This is a genomic window from Variovorax sp. OV329 (assembly GCF_900114785.1).
Lineage (GTDB): Bacteria > Pseudomonadota > Gammaproteobacteria > Burkholderiales > Burkholderiaceae_C > Variovorax.
Genome location: NZ_FOUG01000014.1, coordinates 108,224 through 131,447, shown reverse-complemented (window position 1 = coordinate 131,447; position 23,224 = coordinate 108,224). Strand labels below are relative to the sequence as shown.

Genomic DNA, 23,224 nt, shown 5'->3' with positions numbered 1-23,224 from the left:
CAACGCACAAGCCCTTCAATTGGCTGTCAGCGGCCGCCTACGACCGCTGTAAATCTTGTGTCAACCTCCGTAAAGATACTTCGGAAGCCACAGCGTGAGCCCGGGCCAGACGTACATGAACACCATGCACAGGATCACGATCAGCATGTAGGGCATCATGCCCGCGAAGATCTGGTTGATGGTCACGTGGGGCGGCGACACGCCCTTCAGGTAGAAGGCCGACATGGCCACCGGCGGCGACAGGAAGGCAGCCTGCAGGTTCACGAACACCAGCACGCCGAAGAGCAACGGGTCGATCTGGAAGTGCGCCAGCAGCGGCAGGAAGATGGGGATGAAGATCACGATGATCTCGGTCCACTCCAGTGGCCAGCCCAGCACGAAGATGATCGCCTGCGACAACAGCAGGAACTGCAGCGGCGAGAGGTTCATGCCCATCACCCACTGCTCGATGATGCTCTGGCCGCCCAGCAGCGCGAACACTGCCGAGAACAGCGCCGAGCCCACGAAGAGCCAGCACACCATGGCGGTGGTCTTGGCGGTGAGGAAAACCGCCTCCTTCACCCGCTGCCAGTTCAGCGTGCGGGCCTGCAGGGCCATGAGGAAGGCGCCCGCCGCCCCTACCGCGGCCGACTCGGTGGCGGTGGTGATGCCGAACAGGATCACCCCCAGAACCACCAATGTCAGGATGCCCAGCGGCATCACCGAGGACACCAGCATGCGCAGGATCTCGAGTTGCTCGGCGTCCATCTTCCAGTAGTACCAGGCCAGCAGCCCAAGCACGAAGGCGACGGTGATCCAGAAGCCGATGTAGAAGTTCTGCGGCACCGGCTCGGCATGCGGAGCGGCCACCGGCTCGTTCAGCTGCTGCAGCCCGCCACCGCTGCCCGCGGACGGCTGGTCGGCTTCGGCGCCCGGTGGTTCCTGCAGGTCGCCGGAGGAAGCGGATTGCGTCTCGGCCCCGGGCGGCTTCTGCAGGCCGCCGCTGCTGGACGGCGGCTCGGCCAGCGTGGAAGCCGGCGCCTCGGCCTGCGCCATGGCGGCCGGCGGCGGCGCGGCATTGCTGTCCTGCTGCGAATAGATGGTCACGTACCACCACACCGCGCCCAGCATGACGGCTGCCAGCATCAAGGGGGCGAGCGCACTCAGGAGGTAGCCCACCAGCGTGGTCCAGCCCAGCCGCAGATCCTTCGCGGCGGTGCGCAGCACGCGGCCCGGCGCGAGCACCGAGACGAGCAGGGCCGGCAGCATGCGCGGCGAGACCTGCGCCGCGATGTGCGCCACCCGCGGCGAGATGGGCGCGCGCTGCTGGTCGATGGGCAGGCGCGGGGCCACCTCGGGCCTGAGCAGCGCCCAGCCGATCACGTAGAGCAGGTACAGGAAGGCCAGGAAGAAGCCGGGGAACATCGCCGCGGCGTAGAGCTTCACCACCGACTGACCGGCCACCGCGGCATACACGATGATCATCACCGAGGGCGGGATCAGGATGCCCAGCGTGCCGCCGGCGGTGATCACGCCGGCCGCCAGCCGGGTGTCGTAGCCGGCGTTGAGCATGGGCCGCATCGCGATCACGCCCATCAGCACCACCACCGCACCCACCAGGCCGCTGGCGATGCCCCAGAAGGTGCAGATGATCAGCGTGGCCACCGCCAGCGAGCCGGGCACGCGGCGGAATGCCAGCTGCACGCTGTGGAACATCTTGTCCACCAGCGCGCCGCGCTCCATCACGTAGCCCATGAGTACGAACAGCGGTATGGACAGCAGTGTCTCGTTGGTCATCGCCCCGTAGGTGCGCTGCACCATCAGGTCGAAGACGTGGTTGTCGAACCAGGGCTTGCCCGGGTCGTAGAAGGCGTAGAAGCCGAAGACCATGCCCAGGCCCATCAGCGTGAACGCCGTCGGGAAGCCCATCATGATCACGACCACGATGAGCGCCAGCATCGTGAGGCCAAGTGCCGCATTGCTCATGTGCTGGCCCGCCCGCGTTGCCGTGCAGCTTCATCGACCGCTTTCGCATGCTCGATCACGTCGCGCTTGGCGCCTTCGTCGACGTAGGTACTGCTGGCCAGTTGCTGCTCCACCACGTCCATCTCCTCGGCGTCCTTGAGCCGCTCGGGCCATTCGCCGGTGCGCAGGCACACGATGCAGCGCAGGATCTCGGCCAGGCCCTGCAGCATCACGATGGTGCCGGCCACGGGGATCACGAACTTGAAGGGGTAGACCGGCAGCGGTGTCGCGTTGAAGGTCTGCTCGCGCATTGCGTAGGAGTCCTGGAAGTAGTCCCAGCCGGCCCAGGTGAGGGCGCCGATGCCCGGCAGGAAGAACAGGACGTAGAGCGCCAGGTCCAGCGAGGCCTGGGTGCGCGGCTTCATGCTGCCGTAGAGGAAGTCGCCGCGCACATGCCCGGCCTGCGCCAGCGTGTAGGCGCCGCACATCATGAAAAGCGTGCCGTACATCATGTTGTTGGCGTCGTAGATCCAGGCGGTGGGCGCGTTCAGCGCGTAGCGCTTGAAAACCTCGGCGCACACCACCACCATGAGCGCCACGATGAGCCAGGCGAACGCCTTGCCGACCCAGGTGCTCAGGTGATCGGCGAAGTGAAGGATGCGCTGAGTGTTCATGCGGGAAGGGCCGGCGCGCGGGGCGCCTGCGGCGGATACAAAAGAAGCCTTCCGGCTCGCGCCGGAAGGCTGTTCGTTCATCGAGGCAAGCTGCAGGCTTTCAGGATTTCTTCGCGTTGAAGTAGTGGTTGTAGGCCATCTTGAAGTCGACCATGTAGTCGCTCTGCCATTGGCCCGCCGGCTGCGCGAAGGCCTTCTGCGAATCGAGCACCTTCTTGAACAACGCGTTCTCCGCCGACTTCTTGGCAATGGTCTTGTCCCATGCCGCAAGCTGGGCGCGCAGGATGGCGTCGGGCGTCTTGTAGAACTTGATGCCCGCCTTCTTCATCTCGTCGTAGTCCTTGGTGTTGCGGTCGATCGCCTTCCAGCTCATGTCGGCACTCGAGGCCTGCACTGCGTAGTCGATGATGGACTTCAGTTCCTGCGGCAGGGCGTTGTACTTGCTGCGGTTGAACAGGATCTCGAACTGCTCGCCGCTCTGGTGGAAGCTTTGCAGCATGCAGTTCTTGGCCACGTCCGGAAAGCCCAGCACGCGGTCGCTCGACGCGTTGTTGAACTCGGCCGCGTCGATCAGGCCACGGTCCAGCGCGGGTACGATCTCGCCGCCGGGCAGCGGGTTCACCGCCGCGCCCAGCTCGGTGAAGATGTCCACTGCCAGGCCCACGGTGCGGTACTTCAGGCCCTTGATGTCCTCGGTGCGCGCGATGGGCTTCTTGAACCAGCCCAGCGGTTGCGTGGGCATGGGGCCATAAAGGTACGACACCACGTCCATGTTGATGGACTTGTAGATCTCTTCCAGCAGCGCCTTGCCGCCGCCGTAGTAGTGCCACGACAGCACCATGTTCGGGTCCATGCCGAAGGCCGGGCCTGAGCCCCACAGGGCCAGCGCGGAGTTCTTGCCGTAGTGGTAGGCCACCACGCCATGGCCGCCGTCCAGCGTGCCCTTGTTCACCGCCTCCAGCAGCTGGAAGGCCGGCACCACGGCGCCGGCCGGCAGCACCTCGATCTTCAAGCGGCCGCCCGCCATGTCATTGACCTTCTTGGCGAAGTCGTTGGCAAACTCGTGGAAGATGTCCTTGGCCGGCCAGGTGCTCTGGAAGCGGAAGCTGGTGGTCTGGGCCATGCTCACCATCGGTGCGGACATGGCGCCGGCTGCCACGGCTGCGCCCTTGAGCAGGCTGCGGCGTCGGGTCGACTTGTTCTCTGTCATTGCGCTTGTCTCCATAGAAGCGGGCAGGGGCATGCACACACAAGAATGAAAGGAAAACGAAAGCCCGGGCCGCCATCTTTGGACGGTGACGATTCGTGACAAAGAGGGTTTTCACGAAGGATCGAGAATTCAATGTGAATGTGCCGAACCAATGCAATCCAAGCTTGGCGGAAACCCTAGAGACCAGAGGTAGTGAAGCGATGAGCAATCCGGAATCCAAGATCGGTCCCGAGCGCCTGGGCGTGCGGCCCGCGCAGGGCTATGCCGGCGACGTGACGCCGGAGCAGGCGGCCGCCTGGGTGGCCCAGGGCGAGGCGGTGATGGTGGACGTGCGCAGCGACGCCGAGCGCGAATGGGTCGGCTATGTGCCCGGCGCGGTCGGCGTGGCGTGGAAGCAATGGCCCGGCATGGCGCTCAACCCGAACTTCGACGCCGGAATTCAGGCTGCGGTGCCGGACGGGCAGAAGGTGGTGCTGTTGTGCCGCAGCGGCGTGCGGTCCATCGCGGCGGCGCGCCGCGCGACGGAACTGGGCCTGGCCGCCTACAACATCCTCGAAGGCTTCGAGGGCGACAACGACGAGGAAGGCCATCGCGGCCGCAAAGGCGGCTGGCGCCTGCGAGGCCTCCCCTGGAAGCAGAACTAGTTTCGCAGCGGCGGGCCGTCGCCCCAGCCAGGCAAAGCGACCTCAGGCGCGAAGCGACTGGAGAAGCCGCAAGGCACCAGTCGGAGCCGCGGAACTGGCTTTGCCAGGCCACAGGCGGGGCCTCCCCCTCGGGGGGTGGCGAATTACACGCAGCGAAGCGAAGTGAAAAGCCGGGGGGCTCACAGCTTGGGGATACGCAGTTTCTGGCCGGGGTAGATCTTGTCGGGGTGCGTCAGCATCGGCTTGTTCGCCTCGAAGATCGCGTTGTACTTGTTGGCGTCGCCGTAATACTTCTTCGAGATGGCCGACAGGGTGTCGCCCTTGACCACGTCGTGGTACTGGGCCTCGTCGGCCGGCTTGGCGGCCACCAGCAGGTTTTCCACCGACACCACGCCGCTCACGTTGCCCGCGGCGAGCGAGGCTTTCTCGCTGGCTTCCTGGCTGGGCGCGTCGCCCTGCAGCGTGACCTTGCCCGAGGCGCCGTCGAACAGCACCATCAGGTTGGGAATGCCCAGGTTCTGCTTGTCGATGTAGATCTTGATGGCAGCCGATGCGGCGTCGTTCGCGTCCGCCGGGTTGGCGGCAGGCGCGGCGGCATGCGCCGACGAACCGCCGAAGAGCTTCTCGCCGGCTTCCTTGATGAAACTGAGCAATCCCATGCCATTTCTCCTTTGCTTGAGGGTCGTTTGGAAAAGGCACTGTAGCGGCGAAACATGACCGGCTGCGCGCCGCCCGTGCACTGGAAAGCAAGCAAATGCAAGCGCGCTGAAAGCCGACGCGGAATGCCAAACGCTGCTGGCATTTGCATAATGCCGCGCATGGCATTTCTCGCGATCGATATCGGGAACACCCGTCTCAAATGGTCCATGTTCGAGCAGGCGCGCCCTGGCGCGCCGCTGCTGGCCCATGGCGCGGAGTTCCTGGACCACATCGAGCGCCTGGCCGAAGGCCCGTGGGCCGAACTGCCGGCGGCCACTTCCATGCTGGGCTGCGTGGTGGCCGGCGACGCGGTGCGCCGACGCGCCGAGGAGCAGGTCAACGAGCGTTTCGACTGCGCCGCCCGCTGGGTGGTGCCCACGACATCCGAGGCGGGCATCACCAACGGCTACGACCACCCGACCCGCCTGGGCGCGGACCGCTGGGTGGCCATGATCGGCGCGCGTCACCGCATGCTGAGCGAAGGCCCCGCGCGGCCCATGGTGGTGGTGCTGATCGGCACCGCCGTCACGGTGGAGGCCGTGGATTCCGACGGCAAGTTCCTGGGCGGCCTGATCCTGCCCGGCCACGGCATCATGCTGCGCGCTCTCGAATCCGGCACCGCCGGCCTGCACGTGCCGACCGGCGAGGTGGTGCATTTCCCGACCAACACCAGCGATGCGCTCACCAGCGGCGGCACCTACGCCATCGCCGGCGCGGTGGAGCGCATGGTGGCCCACCTGCGCGAGCACACCGGCCAGGAGCCTGCGCGCTACATGACCGGCGGCGCGGGCTGGAAGATGGCGCCGTCCATGTCCACCCAGTTCCAGCTGGTCGAGAGCCTGATCATGGACGGCCTGCTGGTCATCGCGGAAGACCGCGGCCGCCAGGCCTGAGCGTCTTCAGGTTTTCGCCAGCCCGTCCACGGCCTGGAACATGGCCTGCCGCGCCTGGCTGATGATCTGCCCCTTCCACGCGTCGGTGTCGGCGTAGAAGGCCTCGCGCATCTGCTGGCGGATCGAGGCCGCCAGTTCCGGCGAGGCCTGGCCCGCGTGCTTGTGCATCCAGTGGTCGGCGCGCAATGCACCGGTCACTTCCAGCATGGGCAGCGTGCCGTATTCAAGCGCGATGGCGGTGAACTCGGCCTTGGGACATTCCTCGTAGATCGAGTTCCACATGAGGCCGTTGAGCAGCGCCGAGGTGGAGGAGCCGTCGTAGGTCGAGGTGACCGCGTGCTCGCCGCCCCACCAGGCGTTGGCCCGGGCATAGGCGGCCTTGTCGTCCCGGCAGGCCAAGATGCGCTCGCCGTGCCCGTTGGGGCCCAGGCCCGTGTGCAGGTCGATCCAGGCCACGGCCTGCGCCGCCTTGCCGTGCTCGCGCAGCACCTTGCGGAAGGTGGAATTGCTCCAGGTGGGCGCCTGGCCGCCGAAGAACATGCCGTCCGGAAACTGGTACTGCCCGGCGGTCACCGCGGCCTGGTAGGCCTTGATGCCGTGGGCGGCGATCCAGGCGTCGATGGCGGCCTGGTTCTCCGCCGTCGGCGGCCAGGTCGCGGGCAGCAGCAACTCGGCCAGCTGCGCATAGGCCGCGTTCACCGGCAGCGGCTTGTCGAAGTCGAAGAAATTGCGGTTGAGGTCGACGTTCTCCTGCGTCACCCGGCGTCCGTGAGAGAAGCCGTGCGGATTGAGCGCATGCACATAGAGCACGGCCACGCCGGCGGCGCGTGCCTTGTCGCGCCATTCGTGGTCGTGCAGCGCGAACACCTGCACGCCGCTGCCGCAGTGGCCCTCCACGCCGTGGCAGGCGCTGCTGAGGATGAGCAGGTGCTTCGCGTCGGGCGCGCCGTCCAGCGCCACGTCCATCGCCAGGGCCTCGCCTTCGCGGCCCTTCAGCGGGTGCACATGGGCCTGCGCCCGCAGGCCGGCGGCCATGCAGCCCGAGAGGAATCTCTGGCGCGCCAGCGCATAGCTGGGCGAAAACGCTTCCACCACACCGATCATGGGCGTCCTATTTCTTCTCGTTGAGGAACTGTTCGGCCAACTGCACCCACATCGTGGCGCCCAGCGGGATGAGCTTGTCGTTGAAGTCGTAGCTGGCGTTGTGCAGCGTGCAGGGGCCGGCGCCGTGGTGCAGGTCGCGGTGGGCGCCGTCGCCGTTGCCGATCCAGGCGTAGGCGCCGGGCTTGGCCTGCAGCATGAAGGAAAAGTCCTCGGCGGTCATGGCGCCGATCTGCGGCAGCACGTTGTCCTCGCCAACGATGCCGGCCATGACGCGGCGGGCGAAGTTGGCCTCGGCCTCGGTGTTGATGGTGGGCGGGTAGGTGCGGATGAACTCGAAGTCCAGCTGCGCGCCGTGCGCCGCGCAGATGCCCTCGGCCACTTCCTTCATGCGCCGCTCGATCAGGTCGAGCACTTCCAGCGTGAAGGTGCGCACCGTGCCGCGCAGCTCGACGTTGTCGGGCGTCACCGTGGGCGCCTCGCCGGCATGGAACATGGTGACCGAGATCACGCCCGCCTCGGTGGGCTTCATGTTGCGCGTGAGGATGGTCTGGAAGGCCAGCACCATTTCCGCGCCGATGGGCACCGGGTCGATGCTGGTGTGCGGCAGCGCCGCGTGGCCGCCCTTGCCGCGGATGGTGATGTGGAACTGGTTGCTCGACGCCATCACCGGCCCGGGGCTGACGGCGAACTCGCCGGCCTTCATGCCCGGCCAGTTGTGCATGCCGAACACGGCGTCCATGGGGAACTTGTCGAACAGGCCGTCCTTGATCATCTCGCGGGCGCCGCCGCCGCCTTCTTCGGCGGGCTGGAAGATCAGGTAGACGGTGCCGTCGAAGTTGCGGTGCTTCGACAGGTGCTGCGCCGCCGCCAGCAGCATGGCGGTGTGGCCGTCGTGGCCGCAGGCGTGCATCTTGCCGTGGACCTTGCTGGCATGGTCGAAGGTGTTGAGCTCGGTCACGGGCAGCGCGTCCATGTCGGCGCGCAGGCCGACGGCGCGGGGGCTGGTGCCGTTCTTGACGATGCCCACCACGCCGGTGGTGCCCATGCCGCGGTGCACGGGAATGCCCCATTCGGTGAGCTTGGCGGCCACCAGGTCCGAAGTGCGCACTTCCTCGTAGCAGAGTTCCGGATGGGCATGGATTTCACGTCGCAGCGTGGCGATGCCCGGCGCCTGCTCGACGAGCGAATCGATCAGTTTCATGGGGAGACAGTCTAGACCAGCGCCTCGAATGAGGCGTTGTCCACGCGCCGAATGTGCCCCCTTGTGGGTAGGGCGGCGCGCGCCGACTTGGACCACAATGGGTCGCATGTCCCATGTCCTTTCGAACCGCGCCCTGGAAATGGCCCAGACCCTGGTGCGCATGAACACCGTCAGTGCCAACAGCAACCTCGAACTGATCGAGTACGTGCGCGACCACCTCAACGCGCTGGGCGTGCGCAGCCGCCTGACCTGGAACGCCGACAAGACCAAGGCCAACCTCTTCGCCACCCTGGGCGCGGGCAAGCCCAGCGGCATCATTCTCTCGGGCCACACCGACACCGTGCCCTGGGACGGGCAGGACTGGACGGTGGACCCGCTCTCGGGCAGCGTGCAGGACTGGCCCGGGGAGGAATTCGCCGACGGCCACGTGGAGCAGATCGGCCCGCGCCTGTACGGCCGCGGCAGCGCCGACATGAAGGCCTTCATCGCCATCGCCCTGGCCAATGCCGAGCGCTTCCTGGAAAGCGAATCGCCCTTTGCGGTGCACTTCGCCTTCAGCTACGACGAGGAAGTGGGCTGCTTCGGGGTGCGCGAGCTCATCGCCGACATGAAGGAGGCTGGCGTCAAGCCGGTGGCCTGCATCGTGGGCGAGCCGACCAACATGGTGCCGGCCATCGCCCACAAGGGTGTGTACCGCTGGCGCTGCTGCGTGCGCGGCAAGGAGGCGCATTCCTCCCTCACGCCGCAGTCGGTCAACGCCATCGAGATGGCGGCCCGCCTGGTGGGCAAGGTGCGCGACATGGCCGAGGGTTTCGAGAGGAGCGAGGCGCGCTACGAGGGCTTCGACGTGCCCTTCAGCACGGCCAGCGTGGGCCAGTTCCATGGCGGCATCGCCGACAACGTGGTGCCGCGCGACGCCGAGTTCCGCTATGAATTCCGCAACCTGCCCACGGCCGACGCACTGGCCATGCAGAAGGACGTGCTGGCCTATGCGAGGCAACTGGAGACCGGCATGAAGAAGGTGGGGCCCGACACCGGCATCAGCTTCGAGACCATCTGCGAGATTCCCAGCTTCCTGACTTCGGCGCGCGACCCGGTCACGCGGCTGGCGCAGCGCCTGTCGGGCAATGCGAGCACCACCCTGGTGGCCTTCGGCACCGAGGCGGGCCTGTTCAAGAACGCCGGCATTCCCACCGTGGTGTGCGGCCCCGGCAGCATCACGCAGGCGCACCAGCCGGACGAATACGTCACGCTCGACCAGCTGGCCCGCTGCGAAGTCTTCATGCGCGGCCTGGCGCTGGCGCGCGAAGTGGGCTGAGCCGCCTCGTCTAACGGATGGCGACGGCGCAGCAGCAGGACCTCCAGTCGCAGCGCCTGGTGCGCATGAAGCGCATCGCGCTGGGCCTGTTGGGCGTGGCCGCCTGCGTCTACGCGCTGGCCACGGCCATGGAGAGCCGGCACCTGGCCTGGGGCTATGTCGCCGCCTTCGCCGAGGCGGCCATGGTGGGCGCCATCGCCGACTGGTTCGCCGTGGTGGCGCTGTTCCGGCATCCCCTGGGGCTGCCCATTCCGCACACGGCCATCATTCCGGAGAACAAGTCGCGCATCGGCGCCAACCTGGCCGGCTTCATCTGCAACAACTTCCTGTCCACCCAGCAGGTGCTGGCCAAGCTGGAGCAGTTCGACCCGGCCGGCCGGCTGGCGCAGTGGATGGCGCAGCCGGACAACGGCCGGCAACTGGGGCGGGTGGGCGTGGCGGCGGCGCGCTACGGGCTTTCGGCCTTCGACGACGACCGGGTGCGCGCCTTCCTGGGGCATGCGGCGGCGGCGGGGCTGGCGAAGCTGGATCTGTCACGCCTGGCGGGCCGGGCGCTGGAGGCGCTGACCGAAGGCGGCCGCCACCAGGCGCTGCTGGACGACGTGCTGCGCCAGGTGGCCACGCTGGTGGAGGGCGAGTCGGTGCAGGAGCACATCACCGACGCCATCGCCCGCGAGGTCAAGGCGCTGCGCTACGTGGGCCTGGACCAGGTGGCGGCCCGCCTGGCCACGCGCAAGGTGGTGTCGGTGGTGGCGACCACCATCGGCGACCTGGCGGCGCAGCCCGAGCATCCGCTGCGCCAGCGCTTCGACGTCTTCACCCGCGAGTTCGTCGAGCGGCTGCAGCACGATCCGGACTTCCAGGCGCGCGGCGAGAAGCTGCGCGCCGACCTGCTGGCGCACCCCGCGCTGGGCCAGTACCTGCACGGCCTGTGGGACGAGCTGCTGGGCTGGCTGCATGCGGACCTTCAACGGCCCGAGTCCTCCATCGGCGCGCGCATCTCGGGGCTGGCGCAGGAACTGGGCGAGCGCCTGCAATCCGATGCGTCGATGCGCCGCTGGATCAACGAGCAGGTCACCTCGGCCGCGCCGCTGGCCATCGAGCGCTACCGCGAGGACATCCGCCGCTATATCGTCGAGCGGGTGGACGCCTGGAACACCGACGAGATGACCGCCGAGCTGGAGCGCAACGTGGGCCGCGACCTGCAGTTCATCCGCATCAACGGCACGCTGGTGGGCGGACTGGTGGGCCTGTCGATCCATGCGGTCACGCAATGGCTGCGCGCGTGAGGAACAAGCCGGTCAACGGCGGCTGAATCTGCGCCGTTGTACGAAGGCCTTCGGCCTCCGTGCCGCGAGGTTTTCCAAGATCCACTCCAAACAGGAAATTCCATGAAGAAGCTCGTCGCCATCGTCATCGCCATGTTCGCTGCAGCCGCCTGCGTGCAAGCCTCCGCCGCCACCACCCACGGCACGTCTGCGCACAAGTCCAGCTCGTCGACCAAGCACGCGAAGAAGTCCACCAGCAAGCACGCCAAGAGCGCCAAGCCTGCTGCGAAGGCAGCCTGAGTCTTGTCTCACAACACAGAAGATGCCGGCGGAGTGTCGCCTAATCTAGACCGCTAGGTTCGATTCAGGGCGCTGAGTTCCGATTTCTAGACCAGAACCGACGGGCTTCAAGAACTCTCGGTTTCGTTGCGCTGGCATCTAGGGTCTGGGAGAGGGGCTCCACTCCGACGGGCGTCAGCAGCCTGAAGTTACCGCTCTAGCCTGAGATGGACGGAGCGCTCCATCCGTCATCGTCCAGAGGGTACTCTTGATCGGCTAAGTGAGACCGATCAGTCTCGGGCTGGATCGATAGTGCTTCGCGTAGGCTTTGAGCCTCGCTGCGCACAGCCTCGAAGCCCTTCTGCGTAGCGGTGTCCGCGGCGCGTGCCGAGCATCTGGCGCCTCTGCTGTACGCGCGATCGGCGCCAGCATAGTTGTGACGAATGGTCCTGGATTCCATTGAGTAATGGCCCATCGCATTTGCCGCCTCGCGTTCGCCTAAGTCCGCCTGCATGTTCGCCGCGGCCGTCGACCTAGTGTCATAGAGACTGTAAAGGCGTCCGTCGGGAAAGGCCTTTTCACATGCGTCTCGCATCGCGCTACGGCAATTCTCAAAATACGTGCGGAACTTTCCTCCACTCGAGAGGAAACTTCGGACGCTTTCTAAGTGCCTGTCGACCGCGTCGCGACGGTTTGCGTTTATCTCTACTTCGCGCCACGCAAGTTGCTCTTTGAGTAGCTCCCAGGCCCGCAGTTGTACAAGTCTGGCAATAGAGCCGTCGTTGTTTTGGATCATCGCTGTGTTCCCGTAAAAGCACTCCTCGAGATCTTTATATCCTGTTTCGTCAATCGCTTGGAAGAGTGCAGCGGCTTCCTCGTCGCCTTCTTTCTGGGCCTTTTGGAATAGTGAGAGTTTCGCCGCGTTCAGAAGTCGAGGTGGAATATGCTTCCAACCAAAAGGCGCGCGTGTCTTCAATTTGGCATTTGGCAAACGCAAAACCCCCCGATCGCGGTCGACCCAACATGCTTCTTGCCACTCGCCGGGTCGAGCTCCGCTGGCAATTCCGGCGATTAACCAATTTGAGGTCTTGACTTTCCAGCTTTGGCGGGTTGTTCGTTCCGGGATTAGTGCGTTTAGAATTGCCGGCAGGTCCGCTTCGGCTATGTGTCTGCCCGACTTGCGCGATCGTGCAATCCGAGTATTCCGTTGAGAAGACCTAGTGAATTTTTCAAGTTCCCCTAGGACGGCGTGTTGGTCACGGACCTGGGAAAGAGTTCCCGTATCTTTGAGAGCCCAAGTCAAGGCCGAAACGTATGCAGCTTTGGTAGCTGGCGCTTTTTTTGAGCAGATCACGTCTGCTGCAATTTTACCGATGTCCAATTGTTCGATTTCGCTTTCTTCCAGATTACAGCGAAAATCGCCCGAATGGTTCGTGACTTGTTTGATTAGTCCGTTAACTATCCGAAAATAGTATTCGCATGTCTCTGATTTAATCGAGCTCGAAGTTTGCTGTAGCCATTCTATGAGGCCGCCGAAGACTGGCTCCTCGCGATTGTGGGTATAGCCGCTACTCCAATTGTCTATGTCATCCATGAAGGAAGAGAGGTCCTCCGAAGTAATAGTAACGAGGAATCGTTCATTCATATCTATGCTGGGACCTCTCTCTTGAAACTGTGCAGGTGAACGGATGCCCGAGTGACGGTGGGCGTGCTTTTCTATTATTCGATCAAATTTTCAAAGCGCGAATTTTTTTGAGCAATCTCAATGGGTAAATCGAAAATGCGAGCGGTGTGGTCGCTCGATCACTCGAAGACTGCACCTGCACTAGAACCTAAGTTCGCTTGGGTATCGCGAAACGGAGATTACTGGGGGATAAGTGAGGCGCTTGGAACAATGCTTTGGAAAAATATGTCCGCCGCTCGGCACGGCGCCGGGGAACAGTTGTGGCGATGACCTGGATGACTGCGTCGACCTTGTGTAGTAGAGACAAACCGGAAGACATTTGGGCCAATGGGGCGCCGACAGCGATTTGCTGTGAGGGAAGTTCTAATAAAAAGGAGTGGTCAAAGGGAGGCGCACGCGGCAATGCGAGATTGCATAAAGGCGTAAGTAGCGATGAAGGCGGTCGTGCGCCGTGGAGATCTACCGCTGCAATTACAGGCGGCACGCATTTCGATGAGGCCCGGTTCTCCAAATCATTTGAGCCTGACTGCCATCGTTCTTTGACACTAAGGATAAGAGCTTAGGTGCAAGCAACTCGGCACTTATCTGTTATTTTTATTCAGAGTGATGACGGAGGTTACGTGCGAAAAGTTCGTCTCATGCGACGTCGGGGCTCGTTACTGTGCCATCTACGTCGGGCGTCAGTCATACGCGTCTAAGAGACGCCAATTCTGGCTTGCGTATCAGTAGACGAATGGCATACGTAAGGAAATTTAGTCTGAACCGAATGCCTGGAATCTGCAGGCGCTGCGGGTAATCTTCTGGCGCCCGCTTTGCAGGGAGGTCCGTTGATGCACGGAAAACAGGGAGTCGCCGCAGGGCCCGAGAAACGATGAACTACGCTGATGTAAGTGGCCAGTTACCAACAGCCTATACATTTAACCGGCTCCAATAAGGGGCTGTTGGCGGAGAAGAACATAAATCTGGATCTGCTGTGGAAATTCAGAGTCCATTTCCCCAGCGTAATTGCGGCGGCAAGCTTCCATCGCGCGCCGCCTGTGATTGCGGCCGTCACCTTTCCGGCGACCAACTTTCCATGGCGTCGCGCCGCGGAATCCAGCAAGATGTGCGCCGCAAGTTAGTGACGGCGTGCAAATCTTTCGAATGCGATCGCTGCACGCCGAGCCGGAATTGCAAGCTGAGCACAAGCGCGCGAGCGTACCGCTGCGTCCGGCCGCTTCTGCACTCGCACACAATACTGTGATGGGCAAATGCATTGCTTTTACTCAATGCGCGTTGCGTTGCTCGCGCACCGCTGGCGCGTTCACACCGCATCGAGCAGCGCGTCACCCGCAGTTTCGGGCGCGCGCCTGCGTTGATCTTCCGATCTTCCGCCCGCGAGGCGTGCCAGTGTCAAGGCATCGCGGCGGACGGTTTTCACCTGATCGTGTGAGACGAGCGGATGGACTAGATGTAGGTGCCTAGCAGTTAAGCCCAGCGCGAGGTCCTGACGCTCGATGCCGCTCGGACGGCTCGTGCGCGAAACGCGTGCGATAGTCCCGGCTGGTAGCGCGACTAGCTTGTAGTCAGCAAGGATGGCTCGGGGACATCGCCCCGATGGCTGTACTTTGCCGGCGCCTTGGTTGGCCTTCGATGCGCCTATTGTCAACGCGGTCCACAGCCGACCTAAATTGTAGGCCGCCGAACCGCAGCTTGGCTCAGGGCAGGTCCCCTCGCCTGTTGTAACGCTGGCGCCGCTCGAGGCGCGACGTTGTAACTCGGCGCACCCACGGCTCATGCGACCCGTCTGGGTGGGCGGCACATTTCGACCGGGTTTGATCCCGCATAGCCTCTTTTAGCGTCAACGTGGCCGTGAGGCCACAGTGCTGTGGAGGCTCATACCCTTACGCGGCCGTCCCCCGTGATCATCGACAGCTCCACGAATTTCGAGGCCACATGGTTCTTCGAGGAGAAGGACACGTCGAAGCCGCCGAACTGCTGGCGCTCGATGCCTTCCAGCCCCGCGACCAGCCCGTCGCGCGAGGCGCCGCGGCCGGGCGCGCGCCGCAGGCCTTCCACCACCAGCTTGGCCGCTAGGTAGCCTTCCAGGCTCGAATAGTTGATGTTGCCGGCGCCGGCCTTGCGCACTGCCTCGGCGAACTCGCGCGTGATGCCGTTGGCCGAGTTGTAGGGCGAGGGCACCACCTGCGACACCACCACGCCAGCGCCTTCCTTGCCCAACTCGTCGGCCAGCGCCTGCGTGCCCACGAAAGACACGTTGTAGAAGGTGCCGCCGTAGCCCGCCTTGCGCGCCTCGCGGATGAAGGCGGCGCAGGCCTTGTACGCCCCGATCTGCACCACCGCATCCGGCCGCGCGGCCACCAGCGACTTCACCGCCGAGGCCACGTCCACCGAATTGCGCTCCACGGTGGCCTGCGCCGCCGGCTTGAGATTCTGCTGGGCCAATGCCAGCGTCACGCCGTCCAGGCCCGCCTTGCCATAGGCATCGTTCTGGTGGAAGACGGCAATCTTGGACAGGCCCAGGTGGGTGAGCTGCCGCACGATCAGCGCCGTCTCGTCGTTGTAGGAGGCGCGCAGGTGGAACACGTTGCGCTGGAAGGGCTCTCGCAGCGACATGGCGCCGGTGAAGGGTGCGATGAAGGGCACCTTGTCCTTCACCGCCAGCGGCAGCGCGGCAAGGCTGGTGGGCGTGCCGATGTAGCCGAACAGCGCGAACACGTCCTCGTCGATCAGCTTCTTCGTGTTGGCCGCGCAGCGGTCGGGCTCGTAGCCGTCGTCCAGGAACTTGATCTCGACCTTGCGCGCGCCCGGCTGGGCGTTGTTCTGGTCGAACATCAGCTTGGCCCCCTGGTAGAACTGGATGCCCAGCTGGCCGGCTGGCCCGGTGAAGGGCGCGGACTGGCCCAGCACGACCGGGCCGTCCTGCGCGCTCACCACGCCCTGAAACCCTCCCAGTGCAGCGGCGCCCGCCGCGATGGAAAATTGCCTGCGACTCAGCGTCATCGTAAAAACCCCTTTGCGCCTCCCCGGCGCACGACCCGAACAAAAAAACACCCCATGGATACCGCTGTGGCCTCACCCGCGACGACGACGCCCTCCGACGACGTCCGCACGGTGCGCGGCGCCTGCCCGCACGACTGTCCCGACACCTGCGCCCTGGTCACCACCGTGAAGGACGGTGTCGCCATCAAGTTGCAGGGAAATCCGGAGCACCCGCACACCGCAGGCGTGCTGTGCACCAAGGTTTCGCGCTACATCGAGCGCAACAACCATGCCGGCCGGCTGCTGCAGCCCATGCGGCGCAGCGGTCCCAAGGGCAGCGGCCAATTCGAGCCGGTGAGCTGGGACGAGGCACTGGACGACATCGCTGCGCGCTTGAAGGCCCTGGCTTGTATCAATCCTGAAACGATTGTGCCGTACAGCTACGCGGGGACCATGGGTTTGGTGCAGGGCGAATCGATGGACCGTCGCTTTTTCCACAAGCTCGGGGCCTCCCTGCTGGACCGCACCATCTGCTCCACTGCCGGGGGTGAGGCCTTCGGTTTTACTTTGGGCGGAAAAGTGGGGATGCGGGTCGAATTCTTCGGCGAAGCGAAGTTGATCCTGATCTGGGGCAGCAACTCGATCGCGAGCAACCTGCACTTCTGGCGCCACGCCCAGGCGGCCAAGCGCGCGGGCGCCCGGCTGGTGTGCATCGACCCCCGAAAAACCGAGACGGCCGACAAGTGCGACGAGCACGTGGCCCTGCTGCCGGGCACCGATGCGGCCCTGGCCCTGGCGCTGATGCACGAGCTGATCGTGCACGACTGGCTGGACCACGACTACATCGCGCAGCAGACGGTGGGCTGGGAGCAGCTGCGCGAGCGCGCCATGCAGTGGCCGCCCTCGCGCGCGGCGCAAGTGTGCGGCATTCCGGAGTCGCAGATCGTCGAGTTGGCCCGTGCATACGGCACCACCAAGCCGGCCGCCATCCGCCTGAACTACGGCATGCAGCGGGTGCACGGCGGCGGGAACGCGGCGCGGGCGGTGGCCTGCCTGCCGGCGCTCACCGGTGCCTGGCGGCACCGGGCGGGCGGCGTGCTGCTGAGCACGTCCGGCCTGTATCCGGTGGACCGCGCAGCCCTGCAGCGGCCCGACCTGCTGGCCGGCCGCACGCCGCGCACCATCAACATGGTCACCATCGGCGACGCGCTGCTGGACACCGCCAACCCCATCAAGGCGGTGGTGGTCTACAACAGCAACCCGGTGGCGGTGGCGCCGGATTCGGGCAAGGTGGTGCAGGGCTTTGCGCGCGAGGACCTGTTCACCGTGGTGCTGGAGCAGTTCCAGACCGACACCGCCGACTACGCCGACTACCTGCTGCCGGCCACCACGCAGCTGGAGCACTGGGACATCCACTACAGCTACGGCCACACCGACGTGATGCTCAACACGCCCGCAATTGCCCCGCGCAGCCTGGCGCGCAGCAACACCTGGGTCTTCCGCGAGCTGGCGCGGCGCATGGGCTTCACCGAGCCCTGCTTCTCGGACAATGACGAGACCCTGGTGGCCGACGCCTTCCAGGCCGGCAGCATCGACTACGAAGACCTTCGCGCGAACGGCTTCACCCGCCTGAACCTGCCCGACGCGCCCTTTGCGCAAGGCAACTTCCCCACGCCCTCGGGCAAGTGCGAGTTCTACAGCCAGCGCCTGGCGGCCATGGGGCAGGACGGCCTGCCCGACCACGTGCCCAACCACGAGCCGGCCGGCAGCTCGGTGGCCTACCCGCTGGCGATGATCTCGCCGCCAGCGCGCAACTTCCTGAACTCCAGCTTCGTGAACGTGACCAGCCTGCGCGACATCGAGGGCGAGCCGCTGCTGGAGATCCACGAGGAGGACGCAGCAGTGCGCGGCATCCTCAGCGGCCAGGTGGTGCGCGTCTTCAACGAGCGCGGTGAGCATCGCTGCCGCGTCGAGGTCTCGCGCCGGGCGCGCCCGGGCGTGGTCAATGGCCTGGGCATCTGGTGGCGCAAGCTGGGGCTGGACGGCAGCAACGTCAACCAGCTCACCAGCCAGCGTCTGACCGACATCGGCCGCGGCCCCACCTTCTACGACTGCCTTGTGCAGGTGGAGGCGGTGGCGGAAGGGGCGGGCGAAGGCCGCGCATGAGCCGGGGCTGGCCACGCCTGCTTGCCGTGGCGGCGCTGGCCGCCGTCCTGGTGGGCTGCACCGGCTGCAGCAACCTCGGCTACTACTGGCAGGCCGCGACCGGCCACGTGGACCTGATGCGCGCCGCCAAGCCGGTGCCCGAGTGGCTGGATGATCCGCAGACCTCGCAGCCCCTGAAGGACCGGCTGCTGCTGGCCCAGCGCATCCGCAACTATGCGAGCAGCGAACTGGGCCTGCCCGACAACAAGAGCTACACCGCGTATGCCGACCTCAAGCGCCCGGCGGCGCTGTGGAACGTGGTGGCGGCGCCGCCCTATTCGCTGCAGCTCTACACCTGGTGCTTCCCGGTGGCCGGCTGCGTGGGCTACCGCGGCTACTACGTGCTGGCCGACGCCCAGTCCGAGGCCGAGCGGCTGAAGGCCCAGGGCCTGGAGGTGTCGGTGTACCCGGTGCCCGCCTATTCGACGCTGGGCTGGCTGAACTGGGCGGGCGGCGATCCGCTGCTGTCCTCCTTCATCGGCTACCCGGAGGGCGAGCTGGCGCGCCTGCTCTTCCACGAACTGGCGCACCAGGTGGTGTACGTGCCGGACGACACCACCTTCAACGAATCCTTCGCCACCGCGGTGGAGCGGCTGGGCGGCGAGCGCTGGCTGGCCACGCAGGCTCCGCCGGGTGCGCGCGACGAATACCTGCGCTTCGATGCCCAGCGCCGCGGTTTCCGCGCGCTGGCGCTGGACACGCGCGCCAAGCTGCAGGCGGTGTACAGCTCGCCGGAGGCTGCGGCGCAGGATTGGCCGGTGGTGGAGCAGCAGAAAAAGGCGGTGATGGCCGAGTTCCGCGAGCGCTATGCGCAACTGCGCGCCGGCTGGAGCGGCCCGCGCCAGGCCGCATACGACGCCTGGGTGGCCCGTGCCAACAACGCCATGTTTGGCGCGCAGGCAGCCTACGACGCGCAGGTGCCGGGGTTCGAGGCCCTGTTCAACGCCCAGGCTGCCGCCGGTGGCGACCCTTGGCCGCGCTTCTTTGCGCAGGTCAAGAAGCTGGCGCAGTTGCCCAAGCCCGAGCGCGACGAAGCGCTGGGCGGCGAGCTGCCGCGAGCCGAGGGCGGCGCGCCCGCTGATGCGCCCAAGGCGAAGAAGCCCGGCGACACTGGCGACTGAACCAGGCACTCGAAAAAAGAAAAACCGATGGACGACAAGCAAGCCAGGAGCGGCCCGCTGGCGGGGCTGCGCGTGATCGAGATGGGCCAGCTCATCGCCGGCCCCTTTGCCGCCCGCACGTTGGCGGACTTCGGCGCCGAAGTGATCAAGATCGAGCCGCCGGGCAGCGGCGACCCGCTGCGCAAGTGGCGGCTGCTCGATGCCGAGGGCACCTCGGTGTGGTGGCAGGCGCAGTCGCGCAACAAGCGCTCGCTGGCGCTGGACCTGCGAGAGCCCGAGGCGCAGGAGATCGTGCGCCGCCTCGCCCTGGAGGCCGACGTGATCGTCGAGAACTTCCGCCCCGGCGCGCTGGAAGGCTGGGGCCTGGGCCCCGAGGTGCTGCAGGCGGCCAACCCGGGGCTGATCATGCTGCGCATCAGCGGCTATGGGCAAAGCGGCCCCTACCGCGACCGGCCAGGCTTCGGCGTGGTGGCCGAGGCCATGGGCGGCCTGCGGCACCTCACGGCCGAGCCGGGCAGGGTGCCGGTGCGGGTGGGCGTGTCCATCGGCGACACGCTGGCCTCGCTGCACGGGGTCATCGGCATCCTGATGGCGCTGCACCATCGCCACGCCACGGTGAGCGAGCAGGCGCCCAAGGGTGTCGGGCAAGTGATCGACGTCGCGCTGTACGAGGCGGTGTTCAACTGCATGGAAAGCCTGCTGCCCGAGTACAGCGCCTTCGGTGCGGTGCGCGCGGCGGCTGGCAGCGCGCTGCCGGGCATCGCGCCGAGCAACGCCTACCGCTGCGCCGACGGCTATGCGCTGGTGGCGGGCAACGGCGACAGCATCTTCAAGCGCTTGATGAACTGCATCGGCCGGCCCGACCTGGCGGCCGACCCGCAACTGGCAGACAACACCGGCCGCGTGGCGCAGGTGGAGATGATCGATGCGGCCATCGGCCACTGGACCGCCAGCCGCACCGTGGCGGATGTGCTGGAGGCCCTGGCGGCTGCGCACGTGCCGGCCGGCCGTATCTACACCGTGGCCGACATCGCGGCCGACCCGCACTACGCGGCGCGGGGCATGCTCCAGGAGGTGGAGCGGCCCGATGGCAGCCGGCTGCTGCTGCCCGGCTTCGTGCCCAAGATGTCGGCCACGCCCGCCAGCCACCGGCGCGATGCGCCCAAGCTGGGGCAGGACAGCGAGGCGGTGCTGCGCGAGGTGGGCATCAGCGAGGAACAGATCGCCGCGCTGAGGGCGCGCGGCGTCGTGGGCTGACCGGTCAGCCCCGAAGCGACTCGATCAGGTCGATGTAGCCCTGCTTGGCCTCGTCCTGGCTCTGGCCCTTGTTGGCCGTCCAGGCGTCCCACTTGGCGCGGGCCACGAAGTCGCTGAAGCTGGGCTTCTTCTCGGCGTTGTCGCCGAGCGTGGCCTGCTTGTACAGGCCGTAGATCTTCAGCAGGGTGGGGTTGTCGGGCTTCTCGCTCAGCAGCTTGGAGTTGGCTTCGGCGGCTTCGAATTGGCTCTGCAGGTCGGACACGGCGCGTTCTCTTTCCGGGAGGTGTGGGTCGGTGGATGAATGAAAGGCGCCGATTGTCCTTCAGTCGGCCAGGCTGGCTTTGGCCATCTCAACGTCCAGCCGCTCGCGCGCGTCGGCCGGCGTGCAGGCGGCGGCCTGCTCGAACAGCCGCGTGGCCTGCGCGTGGTGCGACTCGCCGTGCAGCATCTGCAGGCCGTGGGCGTATTCCATGAGGCCGCTGGCCGAATTCGGGTTCAACGCCAGCCCGCGCTCGAAGCACTCGATGGCGATCTCCGATCGAACGCCGTAGGTCATGCGGCCCACCAGTTGGCCCACCTTGTCGATCACCTCCGCATGGAACACGCCCAGGGCCAGGTGGGCGTCGGCATGCAGGGGTTGCAATTCGACCACGCGCTCCAGCGCGCCCTTGACCTTGCCGCCCAGGCCCAGCGCCATGGCCTTGGCCACGTTCACGCCCTGGCTGTAGCGGCCCAGGGCATAGGCGTGCCAGTAGTGGGCCTGGCAGTCGTCCGGCTCCTTTTCCGCCTGGCCAGCGGCGCATTCCGCCACCTGGCGGAACAGGTTCAGGCGGGTGGACTCGCGCGGCTCCAGGTAGTTGGCATAGATCGCGGTGGCCCGGTTGGCCAGGGCCAGGCCGTCGCGGCCCCCGTGCTGCAGACCGATGGCGGCGGCGCGCTCGAAATCCCCCGCGTGATAGAGCGCCCAGCCTTCGAGCAGATTGCCGTCGGCCGGCGGATCGAAGTCGCCCTGGCCGGCATGCAGGCGGCGCCATTGGCTCCGCACCGACGCGGCGTCGAAGCGGGGCAGGTCGGTACATCGCATTCGGGCCCAGACCGCGCTTGGCACTGCTACTGCCGCCGCGGCGGTGGTGGCTGCAGCGGCGGCGCCCGCATTGGCGGATGACTGGAAGAGCGATTGGGGGCCGGGCTTGGGGTCGGTCATGTACGCGGTGGTCTCCGATCAGGTGGGCGCCAGCGCCTTGGGTGACGAGGATGTTGCGGGCTCCGGCGAAGGCGCCTGCGCGTCGCGGCCGCTCGCCCCGCCCATGTTGTACGCGTCGCTCAGGGCCAGCAGGTGCTGCCGCTGGTCGGGTGCGAGGTAGGGCGCCAGCAGGCGCAGGGTGTGCCAGGCGCCGCGCAGCAGCGCACCTTGCGCATGGGCAGGCTCCAGCGCCTCGCGCGGGTTGCGGACGTATTCGAAGCTGAGCCAGTAGGTCAGCACGACCACCATGCTCTGCGCCAGCGGCTCGGCTTCGCGCGGATCGATCGCCAGGCTGCCGGCTTCGCACATGCCTTCGACCATGGCGTCGAGCGCCTGCGACTTTTCGGCAAGGACCTGTTGCAGTTGTGTCTCGATGTACCGGTTCTTGGTCAGCAGATCGTTCAGGTCGCGGTACAGGAAGCGGTAGCGCCAGATGAGCTCGAACAGGCTGTGCATGAAGAACCAGGCGTCTTCCACGTCCTGCACGCTGCCGGCGGCGGCCAGCAGTTGCTTGAGCTCCTGCTCGTAGTCGGCATAGAGCCGGTTGACCAGCTCGTCCTTGGCCGGGTAGTGGTAGTAGAGGTTGCCGGGGCTGATGCCCAGCTCGGCCGCGATGAGGGTGGTGGGAACGTTCGGTTCCCCGAACCGGTTGAACAGGTCCAGCGAGGCTTCAAGGATGCGTTGCGCAGTGCGGCGTGGCGCTTTCTTGGTGGCCATGTCTTGTGGGCACGTGTGGCGGTGCGATCGTCTCTTGTTTGTCTCCTGCGGGGCACTCTAGCGCAAAGGGCGCCCAAATGGGCTGCGGGGTGAATATGTCGCAGCCGGGCGCTCGGCATGTCCGCGAGGCGGGTGCCTACTTCTTGCGGCTGCTGGTGGTGGCGGAGGAGGACGACGACGATGCGGCGTTGCGGCGCGATGGCTTGACGACTACGGCTGCGCTTTCGGCGGCGGCGGTGGTCTTGTGGGTGGCGGATTTGCGGGCACTGGCGCCGCCGCTGCTGGCGCGTCGCGGCGCCTCGGTGGCTTTCTGCTGCAACTGCGCTTCGAGGGCAGCGATGCGCGCCTCCAGGGCGGCTACGTCCTTGGCGGTGGGGACGCCCAACTTCTCGAGGGCGCGGGCCACCCGCTCCTCGAAGATGTTCTCCAGCTTGCCCCAGCCGCCGGCCGCTTTTGCGTTGAAGTCGCTGGCGAAACTGGCCATGCGCGCCTGCGCCTGGGCCATCGTTTCGCCGGCGGCCTGCTGGGTTTTCTTCTGGACGCCGGCGCCGTCTTTCACGAGGGCTTCGAAGGCCTTGCTGCCTTCTTCCTGCATCTTGGCGAAGGCGCCGAGGCCGGCCAGCCAGATTTGCTGGGCGGAGTCCTTGATGCGGTCGGTGGGGTTGTCATTTTCCTTGTCGGTGGCCATGGCAGGGTCCTCCAGTGAACGAACTATGACTGCTACTTTAGTCGTGCGCCAAGACTACATCTTGGTACGTTTTCCTCGATGTGATAATTCCTG

General features: G+C 66.0%; 20 protein-coding genes. 8 read left to right on the top strand and 12 right to left on the bottom strand.

The features are described 5' to 3' along the window. Positions 1-60: 60 nt before the first annotated feature. From BM345_RS21465 to BM345_RS21455, 3 genes are all read right to left on the bottom strand, one after another. Positions 61-1,965: a TRAP transporter large permease subunit gene (locus BM345_RS21465; protein WP_093383401.1), complete on the bottom strand. Its 1,905-nt coding sequence runs from the start codon at positions 1,963-1,965 to the stop codon at positions 61-63. Then, complete coding sequence (locus BM345_RS21460; RefSeq protein ID WP_093383398.1) at positions 1,962-2,618, bottom strand: TRAP transporter small permease subunit; 657 nt, start codon at positions 2,616-2,618, stop codon at positions 1,962-1,964. The genes BM345_RS21465 and BM345_RS21460 overlap by 4 nt, the downstream gene beginning before the upstream one ends. A 100-nt stretch (positions 2,619-2,718) precedes the next feature. Then, the gene (locus BM345_RS21455) at positions 2,719-3,828 is read right to left on the bottom strand and encodes a TRAP transporter substrate-binding protein (RefSeq protein ID WP_093383395.1); all 1,110 of its coding nucleotides are present in this window, start codon (positions 3,826-3,828) and stop codon (positions 2,719-2,721) included. A 200-nt stretch (positions 3,829-4,028) separates the two neighbouring features. On the opposite strand from BM345_RS21455, the gene BM345_RS21450 reads away from it, so the two are divergent. Continuing rightward, positions 4,029-4,472, top strand: coding sequence for a rhodanese-like domain-containing protein (locus BM345_RS21450; RefSeq protein ID WP_093383392.1), 444 nt, complete (start codon positions 4,029-4,031; stop codon positions 4,470-4,472). Positions 4,473-4,651: 179 nt separating this feature from the next. Here the strand turns inward: BM345_RS21450 and lysM are convergent, their stop codons facing one another. Continuing rightward, a complete protein-coding gene (gene lysM, locus BM345_RS21445) occupies positions 4,652-5,131 on the bottom strand; it encodes a peptidoglycan-binding protein LysM (protein WP_093383389.1) in 480 nt (159 codons plus the stop codon). A 159-nt stretch (positions 5,132-5,290) separates the two neighbouring features. Between lysM and BM345_RS21440 the strand changes: the two genes are divergently transcribed. Beyond that, the gene (locus BM345_RS21440) at positions 5,291-6,064 is read left to right on the top strand and encodes a type III pantothenate kinase (RefSeq protein ID WP_093383497.1); all 774 of its coding nucleotides are present in this window, start codon (positions 5,291-5,293) and stop codon (positions 6,062-6,064) included. A gap of 6 nt (positions 6,065-6,070) precedes the next feature. Here the strand turns inward: BM345_RS21440 and BM345_RS21435 are convergent, their stop codons facing one another. After that, positions 6,071-7,168: a M14 family metallopeptidase gene (locus tag BM345_RS21435; RefSeq protein WP_093383387.1), complete on the bottom strand. Its 1,098-nt coding sequence runs from the start codon at positions 7,166-7,168 to the stop codon at positions 6,071-6,073. 7 nt (positions 7,169-7,175) lie between these two features. Further along, a complete protein-coding gene (locus tag BM345_RS21430; RefSeq protein WP_093383384.1) occupies positions 7,176-8,369 on the bottom strand; it encodes a M20 aminoacylase family protein in 1,194 nt (397 codons plus the stop codon). 106 nt (positions 8,370-8,475) lie between these two features. On the opposite strand from BM345_RS21430, the gene argE reads away from it, so the two are divergent. The 3 genes from argE to BM345_RS30230 all read left to right on the top strand — a co-directional run bounded on the left by argE (position 8,476) and on the right by BM345_RS30230 (position 11,255). After that, the gene (gene argE, locus BM345_RS21425; RefSeq protein ID WP_093383381.1) at positions 8,476-9,687 is read left to right on the top strand and encodes an acetylornithine deacetylase; all 1,212 of its coding nucleotides are present in this window, start codon (positions 8,476-8,478) and stop codon (positions 9,685-9,687) included. A 17-nt stretch (positions 9,688-9,704) separates the two neighbouring features. After that, positions 9,705-10,976, top strand: a complete 1,272-nt coding sequence (locus tag BM345_RS21420) for a DUF445 domain-containing protein (protein WP_254789881.1) — start codon at positions 9,705-9,707, stop codon at positions 10,974-10,976. Positions 10,977-11,078: 102 nt separating this feature from the next. Further along, positions 11,079-11,255, top strand: coding sequence for a hypothetical protein (locus BM345_RS30230; RefSeq protein ID WP_175545104.1), 177 nt, complete (start codon positions 11,079-11,081; stop codon positions 11,253-11,255). Between the two features lie 196 nt (positions 11,256-11,451). Here BM345_RS30230 and BM345_RS30630 read toward each other — a convergent pair whose 3' ends face one another. Together BM345_RS30630 and BM345_RS21415 are read right to left on the bottom strand one after the other, a co-directional pair. Then, positions 11,452-12,879, bottom strand: coding sequence for a hypothetical protein (locus BM345_RS30630; protein WP_254789879.1), 1,428 nt, complete (start codon positions 12,877-12,879; stop codon positions 11,452-11,454). A gap of 1,914 nt (positions 12,880-14,793) precedes the next feature. After that, on the bottom strand, positions 14,794-15,921 hold the full coding sequence (locus tag BM345_RS21415; RefSeq protein WP_093383379.1) for an ABC transporter substrate-binding protein: 1,128 nt from the start codon (positions 15,919-15,921) through the stop codon (positions 14,794-14,796). Positions 15,922-15,975: 54 nt separating this feature from the next. Between BM345_RS21415 and BM345_RS21410 the strand changes: the two genes are divergently transcribed. The 3 genes from BM345_RS21410 to BM345_RS21400 are packed head-to-tail and all read left to right on the top strand — an operon-like array spanning position 15,976 to position 20,483. Then, positions 15,976-18,066: a molybdopterin-containing oxidoreductase family protein gene (locus tag BM345_RS21410; protein WP_093383376.1), complete on the top strand. Its 2,091-nt coding sequence runs from the start codon at positions 15,976-15,978 to the stop codon at positions 18,064-18,066. Continuing rightward, positions 18,063-19,226, top strand: a complete 1,164-nt coding sequence (locus BM345_RS21405) for an aminopeptidase (RefSeq protein WP_093383374.1) — start codon at positions 18,063-18,065, stop codon at positions 19,224-19,226. The genes BM345_RS21410 and BM345_RS21405 overlap by 4 nt, the downstream gene beginning before the upstream one ends. A 27-nt stretch (positions 19,227-19,253) precedes the next feature. Next, positions 19,254-20,483 carry a CaiB/BaiF CoA transferase family protein gene (locus BM345_RS21400; RefSeq protein ID WP_093383371.1) on the top strand — a complete coding sequence of 410 codons (1,230 nt, stop codon included), beginning with the start codon at positions 19,254-19,256 and terminating at the stop codon, positions 20,481-20,483. 4 nt (positions 20,484-20,487) lie between these two features. Here the strand turns inward: BM345_RS21400 and BM345_RS21395 are convergent, their stop codons facing one another. From BM345_RS21395 to BM345_RS21380, 4 genes are all read right to left on the bottom strand, one after another. Continuing rightward, positions 20,488-20,745, bottom strand: a complete 258-nt coding sequence (locus BM345_RS21395) for an acyl-CoA-binding protein (protein WP_093383369.1) — start codon at positions 20,743-20,745, stop codon at positions 20,488-20,490. A 60-nt stretch (positions 20,746-20,805) separates the two neighbouring features. Continuing rightward, positions 20,806-21,567: a tetratricopeptide repeat protein gene (locus BM345_RS21390; protein ID WP_093383365.1), complete on the bottom strand. Its 762-nt coding sequence runs from the start codon at positions 21,565-21,567 to the stop codon at positions 20,806-20,808. Between the two features lie 138 nt (positions 21,568-21,705). Continuing rightward, entirely contained in the window at positions 21,706-22,443 is a 738-nt protein-coding gene (locus BM345_RS21385; protein ID WP_093383363.1) for a TetR/AcrR family transcriptional regulator, read from the bottom strand. Between the two features lie 136 nt (positions 22,444-22,579). Further along, entirely contained in the window at positions 22,580-23,131 is a 552-nt protein-coding gene (locus tag BM345_RS21380; protein ID WP_093383360.1) for a phasin family protein, read from the bottom strand. Between the last annotated feature and the right edge of the window lie 93 nt (positions 23,132-23,224).

What these genes read in the sequence shown, in the direction of transcription:
- BM345_RS21405 (WP_093383374.1), top strand. Translation starts at nt 18,063, where the DNA reads ATGAGCCGGGGCTGGCCACGCCTGCTTGCCGTGGCGGCGCTGGCCGCC.
- BM345_RS21455 (WP_093383395.1), bottom strand. Translation starts at nt 3,828, where the DNA reads ATGACAGAGAACAAGTCGACCCGACGCCGCAGCCTGCTCAAGGGCGCA.
- BM345_RS21430 (WP_093383384.1), bottom strand. Translation starts at nt 8,369, where the DNA reads ATGAAACTGATCGATTCGCTCGTCGAGCAGGCGCCGGGCATCGCCACG.
- BM345_RS21415 (WP_093383379.1), bottom strand. Translation starts at nt 15,921, where the DNA reads ATGACGCTGAGTCGCAGGCAATTTTCCATCGCGGCGGGCGCCGCTGCA.
- BM345_RS21420 (WP_254789881.1), top strand. Translation starts at nt 9,705, where the DNA reads ATGGCGACGGCGCAGCAGCAGGACCTCCAGTCGCAGCGCCTGGTGCGC.
- BM345_RS21450 (WP_093383392.1), top strand. Translation starts at nt 4,029, where the DNA reads ATGAGCAATCCGGAATCCAAGATCGGTCCCGAGCGCCTGGGCGTGCGG.
- BM345_RS30630 (WP_254789879.1), bottom strand. Translation starts at nt 12,879, where the DNA reads ATGAATGAACGATTCCTCGTTACTATTACTTCGGAGGACCTCTCTTCC.
- BM345_RS21410 (WP_093383376.1), top strand. Translation starts at nt 15,976, where the DNA reads ATGGATACCGCTGTGGCCTCACCCGCGACGACGACGCCCTCCGACGAC.
- BM345_RS30230 (WP_175545104.1), top strand. Translation starts at nt 11,079, where the DNA reads ATGAAGAAGCTCGTCGCCATCGTCATCGCCATGTTCGCTGCAGCCGCC.
- BM345_RS21440 (WP_093383497.1), top strand. Translation starts at nt 5,291, where the DNA reads ATGGCATTTCTCGCGATCGATATCGGGAACACCCGTCTCAAATGGTCC.
- BM345_RS21390 (WP_093383365.1), bottom strand. Translation starts at nt 21,567, where the DNA reads ATGCGATGTACCGACCTGCCCCGCTTCGACGCCGCGTCGGTGCGGAGC.
- BM345_RS21435 (WP_093383387.1), bottom strand. Translation starts at nt 7,168, where the DNA reads ATGATCGGTGTGGTGGAAGCGTTTTCGCCCAGCTATGCGCTGGCGCGC.
- BM345_RS21385 (WP_093383363.1), bottom strand. Translation starts at nt 22,443, where the DNA reads ATGGCCACCAAGAAAGCGCCACGCCGCACTGCGCAACGCATCCTTGAA.
- BM345_RS21465 (WP_093383401.1), bottom strand. Translation starts at nt 1,965, where the DNA reads ATGAGCAATGCGGCACTTGGCCTCACGATGCTGGCGCTCATCGTGGTC.
- argE (WP_093383381.1), top strand. Translation starts at nt 8,476, where the DNA reads ATGTCCCATGTCCTTTCGAACCGCGCCCTGGAAATGGCCCAGACCCTG.
- lysM (WP_093383389.1), bottom strand. Translation starts at nt 5,131, where the DNA reads ATGGGATTGCTCAGTTTCATCAAGGAAGCCGGCGAGAAGCTCTTCGGC.
- BM345_RS21460 (WP_093383398.1), bottom strand. Translation starts at nt 2,618, where the DNA reads ATGAACACTCAGCGCATCCTTCACTTCGCCGATCACCTGAGCACCTGG.
- BM345_RS21400 (WP_093383371.1), top strand. Translation starts at nt 19,254, where the DNA reads ATGGACGACAAGCAAGCCAGGAGCGGCCCGCTGGCGGGGCTGCGCGTG.
- BM345_RS21380 (WP_093383360.1), bottom strand. Translation starts at nt 23,131, where the DNA reads ATGGCCACCGACAAGGAAAATGACAACCCCACCGACCGCATCAAGGAC.